Here is a 6,577-nt window from a genome sequence, read left to right on the forward strand (position 1 = left end):
TTAGACACTTCAACCATCATCAACAAAGGTAATCAACCATGTCTTTTTCATCCTGTTACAAAAACATTGCCATCGGTCTGGGATTTCTTGCATTAGGCGCATCGGCTCATACACAAGCAGATGATATGGATACTATCCTCATCAACGAGGCTTTCCATTCGCTGCTGTATCTTCCGGTCTATGTTGCAAAGCATGAGGGCCTGTTCAACGAACAGGGCATCGACGTTCCAGTAGTTCGTTCCGCTGGTTCAGGACCTGCCGCACTGGCTTCGGTGCTTTCAGGCGAATCTCAGTTCTCAGTCCACGGTCCTGAGCATGTCGGCTTTGCTCAGGAGCAGGGTGGCAGTGGAAAAGCGATCTCTGCCGTTGCCAACAGTGCGCCTGTCTGGGTACTCGCCAAACCCGGTCTCGCCTACACCTCACCAGCAGACCTGGAAGGTAAGGAAATAGTGGTTGGGTTGGCACCGGGTACTTCTAACACCTTGATACGTCGCTTCATCGAAGATGCAGGCCTGGAAGGCAAGGTCAAGGTGACCGAAGTCCAGAATGGCTCCGAACTTGGTCCCGTGCTTTCAGGCCGCGGTGATATAGCCGTTGCCTATCAACCCCAAGTTGAACAGGGGATTTCACAGGGCCTGGAAGTTATCCATGCCTTTACGGATGACTATCCAGAGTACGCATTCTCAACGATCAACACCTCTCAGGAAATGATCGACGAAAACCCTGGCTTGGTTTCTCGATTCACTACTGCCATAAACGAATCACTGTTGTTAATCCACACAGATGCCACGAAAGCCAAGGCAGTAGCCCGGATAGAGTTCGGTGACCTCGACAGTGAAGTAGTTGACGCAGCTGTACAACGTATGATCGACAACAATGTCTACCCGAAAAACGTAACCATCACTGAAGGCGCATTTACCAATGCCATTGAAATGCAACAATTCGTCGGAAATATCAAGGGGGAAATGTACTTTGACGATGTTGTCGACGCATCGTTTGCCAACAAGATCGTAGATCAGATTCAGCCATAAATCGTCGCTGCATTCGCAGGGGGGACTCCCCCCCTGCCCTTAATTCTCTCAAGGAAATATAGAAATCTTGTTTTCGGTCATGTTCTTCTTACTGGTCGGCGCAACAGCAGGCCTGATTGCTGGCTTGTTCGGCATCGGGGGCGGTGTGGTGATCGTACCAGCGCTGATCATGACACTCGATCAATTGGGAGTTGACCCCACAGTAGTCGTTCATCTTGCCATAGGCACTTCGCTGGCGATTATCACCGTCACTGGTGCTTCTTCTGCCCTTGGCCATTGGAAAAAGAATGCAGTGTCTACCAAGTTACTCAGCCAGATGCTACCTGGTTTGGTGCTTGGTGCTGTGTGTGGCGGAGTTATTGCGGATCACCTACAGGCAGAGCGTCTCGAGCAATACTTTGGCATCTTTATGTTGGCATTATCTCTTTGGATGATGTTCTCAAAACCCACTGAATCTAGACAATACCATGCCAACTCTCCTGTCATGGTTGCCGCAGGAACACTAATTGGGGGCTTCTCGGCACTGTTCGGAGTAGGAGGTGGAGTACTGAACGTTCCTTGGCTGACGCGTAATGGAGCTGATCTGTCACAGGCAATCGGAACATCGGCAGCATGCGGTTTTCCCATTGCCGCCGTGGGTGCTGCAACTTTCATAGCGACTGGCCAGGATGAGTCCATGCTCCCGGTGTATACCAGTGGATACCTGTATTGGCCTGCATTCCTTGGTATCGCTATTTCCAGCATACCCTGTGCAAGATTAGGCGCAAACCTGGCCCACTACCTTCAAGCAAAGCTGCTCAAACGTCTTTTCGCCATACTGATGCTATTGGTCGGATTGAAATTGATTCTTTAAACAGAACGCTTAAAAGCAAATCGCGAAATCGGACATAATGAAATACAACTCAGGTATGACTATCGATGCCTACCAGAAGGCATTGGCAGAGAAGAAAGCTAATCCTGTCGACTGGTGGCACAGCTGTGCTGCACGTATCAAGCAGTGCGAACCTGATATCAATGCCTGGGAGTCGCTGGCTGAAGGACCACCTTCGTTGAATTCGGATTCTACGGACAAGCCACTGTTTGGTGTACCCGTAGGCATCAAAGACATCTTGGACACTGCGAGTTTTCCGACAAGCTGGGGAACCAAGGGATATCTGAGGTCACAGGCTTCGCTCCTGGATGCTGCTCTGGTAACACTGCTGCAAGAACTGGGCGCATTGGTAATGGGTAAAACCGTCTCTACGGAGTTTGCCTATTTCACACCAGGTAAAACGAAAAATCCTCACGATCTTTCACGAACACCGGGCGGCTCATCAAGTGGATCTGCTGCTGCAGTGGCAGCTCGCATGGTACCCCTCACCTTCGGAACCCAAACCGCTGGCAGTATAATTCGACCCGCCAGCTACTGTGGCGTATTCGGTTTCAAACCAACGTTCAACACTCTGAGCACCAGTGGTGTCAAATCGTTCGCGCCATCGTTGGATACATTAGGGTGGTACGCCAACTATATCGAGGACATCTGCACTGCATTTTCCGCATTGACTCGTGCCGGGAAAATCAGTCCACGTAATGATCTGACAGGTGTGCGTGTAGGCATTAACAGTCTTCCTGGCAGCATGACCATGTCCGCAGACGTGAAAAATGCAATTGCCGAGGCTCAATCAGCATTGGAACAAGCCGGTGCAGAAATAGTCCCTCTGGTGCTGGATGATAGCTACGAAAAATTGGTTGAACAGCAAAAGATTGTCATGGCCTACGAGGCTGCTCAAACCCTGGGCAGCGAGTACTCAACACTATCGGAGCACCTGGGTCCCGAGTTAGTAGCATTGATTCAGGACGGTCAATCAATCAGCTATACGCGCTATCGAGAAGCGATGCTAGCTACCGCGAGTGCTCAACAAACAATAAGCGCGATTTTCAATTCCCAGGCTGATGTTATTCTTGCCGCAAGCTCTACTGGGGAAGCGCCACAAGGACTCGACTTTACTGGCGATCCAGTCTACTGCCGAGCATGGACACTTCTAGGAGTGCCTTGTATCAATTTGCCTATCAGTCACGGTATGTCCGGCATGCCGGTAGGCGTACAATTGATCGCGGACCGGTGGCAAGACCAACAATTGCTCGAAATTGCCTACACTTTAATGCCCAAGAACTCTAGTCAGCACGAGTAGTGAATACAGACTGTATTTCAAACCTACTAGACGATCGCGGGGATCATGATGGCGCCCGAGTTGGCGCTATTGTGGTCACTCAATAACGTGTAGTGTCGAGGGCTGGAAAGCACTTACCAGAATGATGTTTAACCTCTTTGGTAACTTTCAACAACAGCATGTGAGCGGATGAACGAACCCTCCGGGTGCTGGAAACTCGATCGACCCATGATAAGGCTTGCTGGGCGTACAGGCGTGCGTAACTGCGTACCGAACTACTGACTACCATGCAGTAGCACCCTTCCCTTGCCTGCGCCTGATATGCTCGGCTAATCAGTACGGCAGTACCCACTGTTGCCCCCCTTTCCGGTCGTGCGATCCACAAGTTGGATCGCCAGGCTCCAACCAATGATGAAGGCAGATCAATCATGGCAGTGAAGATTGCAGCGTTAACCCGATTTCCGATCAAGGGCCTGAGCGGCCAGACACTGGAGACAGTGACGCTCGAGCCTGGTCAGGGATTTCCCGGTGACCGTCGCTTCGGCTTTGCCCGCCCGAACAGTGGCTTCGACCCGGCCGATCCGAAGCCACTGCCCAAGGGAAAGTTCTACATGCTGGCAAGAGACGCTGCCCTGGCACTGCTCGACACCGAGTATGACGATGACACGGGCATACTGAGCCTGTCGACCGACGACATCAGCGCGCGTTTCGATATCGGTACTGCGGATGGCAAACATCAGGCCAGTCAGTTTCTGAAAACCTACCTTACGCTGCCAGACGACGAGACTCCCCAACTGCATGAAGCCTCCCCTCACCGCTTCACGGATGTATCCGTGGATTCTGTCGAAATGATGAATGCGATATCCATCATCAACCGTGACAGTGTCGAGGCGTTTTCCCAAGCCATCGGTCAGGCAGTGGATCCGCGGCGATTTCGCGGCAATATTCAGCTATCCGGCTTGCCGCCATTCGCCGAACTGGACATGGTCGGCAAGGAGATGACGCTCGGCTCGGTACGACTGAAAATTGTCAAGCGCACCCGCCGGTGCCCCGCGACGGAGGTCAACCTGGAAACCGGTGAGCGCGACATGAAAACCCCCAGACTGCTGCGCGAGCACTATAGCCATATGGATATGGGCGTCTACGCTCAGGTGCTGACAGGCGGCGTACTCTCCGCCGACAGCGTTGTCGACGTGGCCTGAGGCAACACCTGTTATCGGCCGGAGTTTGATCCGGCCAAGCTCCCGGGGTTCGCTGCCGAACACCCGGGAGACATCACCTGCCTGCGAATCAATACAGCAGCTCTGACACTGACGAAAAGACTAGGGGCAGAGCCGTCGCCATTTACCTTGAACTGAGATAATCTGACAGCACACAAGTGGAAGATCAATCACCGTGCTGATATTGAAACTTGATGACACACAGATGACTGGCAGTAAGCTGCAACAGGAGTCCCTGCAGTTGGAACGCCTGCTTGCCAGCCAGACCGAACTGCTGGTTGAGCGCCTCCCCGAACCCATGATGGAACCCGGGCAACGCGGCGCAGCGCTTGAACTGGCCAAGCTGATCGTCAAACCCCTGGCTGACGAAGCCGCCAAAGCCCTGGCAAATGTACTGGGTATCTACCTGCAAGCCAAACGCCAGGACACAACCATCAAGATGACAGGTGCCGATGGCACAACCATCGAAATTACCGGCGCTTCCCTGTCCGCTGAGGAACTGGAGTCCACGATCCGGAGGATCAGGGCTCTACTCGACAAATGACCGAGCACGCTCGCAAGGCGCTGTTGATTGGCAATGCGAGTTTTCCTGCGGATGAGAAATTGCTTGATCTCAGGTGTCCGCTGAATGATGTCGAGGGTCTTCGGGCTGTTCTGGCCAATCCGGAGATTGGTGGATTCGATACGGTAGAGACCTTGTGCGATTGCGACAGTACAGAGGTGAAACGCAAGCTCATCACTTTCCTGGCGGACACACAAAACACCGATACCGTACTGCTCTACTATTCGGGGCACGGCAAGCACGACGCCAACATCCAGCTCAATTTCTGTACTCACGACAGTGAAATCGCCGTTCTGGAAGCCACTGCCGTTCCGGTGGCCTTCGTGCGCGACCAGCTCGCTCGATGCAATGCACAGAATACGGTGCTCATGCTCGATTGCTGCTACAGCGGTGCGGCAAAAGGCATCCTCCACCGAGGCGATGTGGAAGATCAGCTCAAGCTGTCAGTCAAGGGGTCCGGCACCTATCTACTCACGGCATCCAGTGAGACTGAAACGGCACAAGAGAAGGAAAGCGACCGCTATGGTGTGTTCACCAAGCACCTCATCGAAGCACTCGAAACCGGTAACGCTGACAAGGACGGAAACGGCGTCACCACCATGGATGATCTCTATCACTACATTGTCAATGCCGTGCGCTCTGACAGTCCGCAGAAGCCCACTCGTCAGGTGGACGGCCATGGCAAGATCATCGTCGCCAAGAGTGGCAAGAACTCCCGCCTGGACACGGCAGCTACATTGTCCAGCGAGTTGTTCACCCGGGTGGCCAGCGGGGATCTCGATGCCAGCATCGCCACCGCGGCAGTCGAGGTGGCCCGCAAGGCACCCAGTACCCATACGCCGAGTGAAGCGACGTTCGACACCGCCATTACCGCCTACCTCGCCAAACGCATCACGCTGGGTGAGTTCGTAACGGCATACTGGAATACACGACTGGAACCGTGTCCGGAGCCCTCCCCTGAACCCGAACCGGTTCCGAAGCCGACGCCTGATCCCGGACCCGAAGCCAACAAGGGACACGATCCAGTAGAGGATCCCGGGCCTGAACCAGACCCCATACCTGACCCCACGCCAGGCCCAAGGCCGGGTCCGAAGGAAAACCCCCGACCACCCCCAAAACCGGAAAACGAACCACTATCGGATTTCGACAGACTCATGCCGTTGCTCGTCGGAAAACTGTGGAAAGCTGGCTCGACAAAGCAGTCGATCCTTGGCACTCAGCAGACAGAGGAACAGGAACATTCAGCGCTGTTCAAGTGGATCATTCCGCTGATCATCCTATTCGTGACATCAGGGATCTCGGAAACCGCCATCGATGTCGACACGTACATCGGCGGCGGTTTTCTGGGCGTGGCTGCCATGGTGTACTACCTGGTCAAATACAGATCACGTCTGAATATCGCCGGATGGATCATTTCAGCGCTGGTGCTGCTGACCGGCATGGTAATGATATCCGAAGGCTTGAGCTATTGAGGCTGTGCAAGAGCTGCGTGGCACATTTCAGCTGACACTTGCAATCCGGCAATATTCCTCTGACCTCTGACCTCTGACCTCTGACCTCTGACCTCTGACCTCTGACCTCTGACCTCTGACCTCTGACCTCTGACTCTGACCT

General features: G+C 53.6%; 6 protein-coding genes. All 6 read left to right on the forward strand.

Annotation, left to right across the window (positions count from 1 at the left end; genetic code table 11):
* Positions 1-38: 38 nt before the first annotated feature.
* The 6 genes from ACUNV4_RS11885 to ACUNV4_RS11910 all read left to right on the forward strand — a co-directional run bounded on the left by ACUNV4_RS11885 (position 39) and on the right by ACUNV4_RS11910 (position 6,435).
* A complete protein-coding gene (locus ACUNV4_RS11885; protein WP_430878761.1) occupies positions 39-1,031 on the forward strand; it encodes an ABC transporter substrate-binding protein in 993 nt (330 codons plus the stop codon).
* Positions 1,032-1,098: 67 nt separating this feature from the next.
* The gene (locus tag ACUNV4_RS11890) at positions 1,099-1,884 is read left to right on the forward strand and encodes a sulfite exporter TauE/SafE family protein (protein WP_430878762.1); all 786 of its coding nucleotides are present in this window, start codon (positions 1,099-1,101) and stop codon (positions 1,882-1,884) included.
* Between the two features lie 37 nt (positions 1,885-1,921).
* Positions 1,922-3,202, forward strand: coding sequence for an amidase (locus tag ACUNV4_RS11895; protein ID WP_430878763.1), 1,281 nt, complete (start codon positions 1,922-1,924; stop codon positions 3,200-3,202).
* Between the two features lie 407 nt (positions 3,203-3,609).
* Entirely contained in the window at positions 3,610-4,383 is a 774-nt protein-coding gene (locus ACUNV4_RS11900; RefSeq protein ID WP_430878764.1) for an MOSC domain-containing protein, read from the forward strand.
* Positions 4,384-4,606: 223 nt separating this feature from the next.
* Positions 4,607-4,945, forward strand: a complete 339-nt coding sequence (locus ACUNV4_RS11905) for an effector-associated constant component EACC1 (RefSeq protein WP_430878765.1) — start codon at positions 4,607-4,609, stop codon at positions 4,943-4,945.
* Positions 4,942-6,435, forward strand: a complete 1,494-nt coding sequence (locus ACUNV4_RS11910; protein WP_430878766.1) for a caspase family protein — start codon at positions 4,942-4,944, stop codon at positions 6,433-6,435. The genes ACUNV4_RS11905 and ACUNV4_RS11910 overlap by 4 nt, the downstream gene beginning before the upstream one ends.
* Positions 6,436-6,577 lie beyond the last annotated feature (142 nt).

Source organism: Granulosicoccus sp. 3-233, from assembly GCF_052681095.1.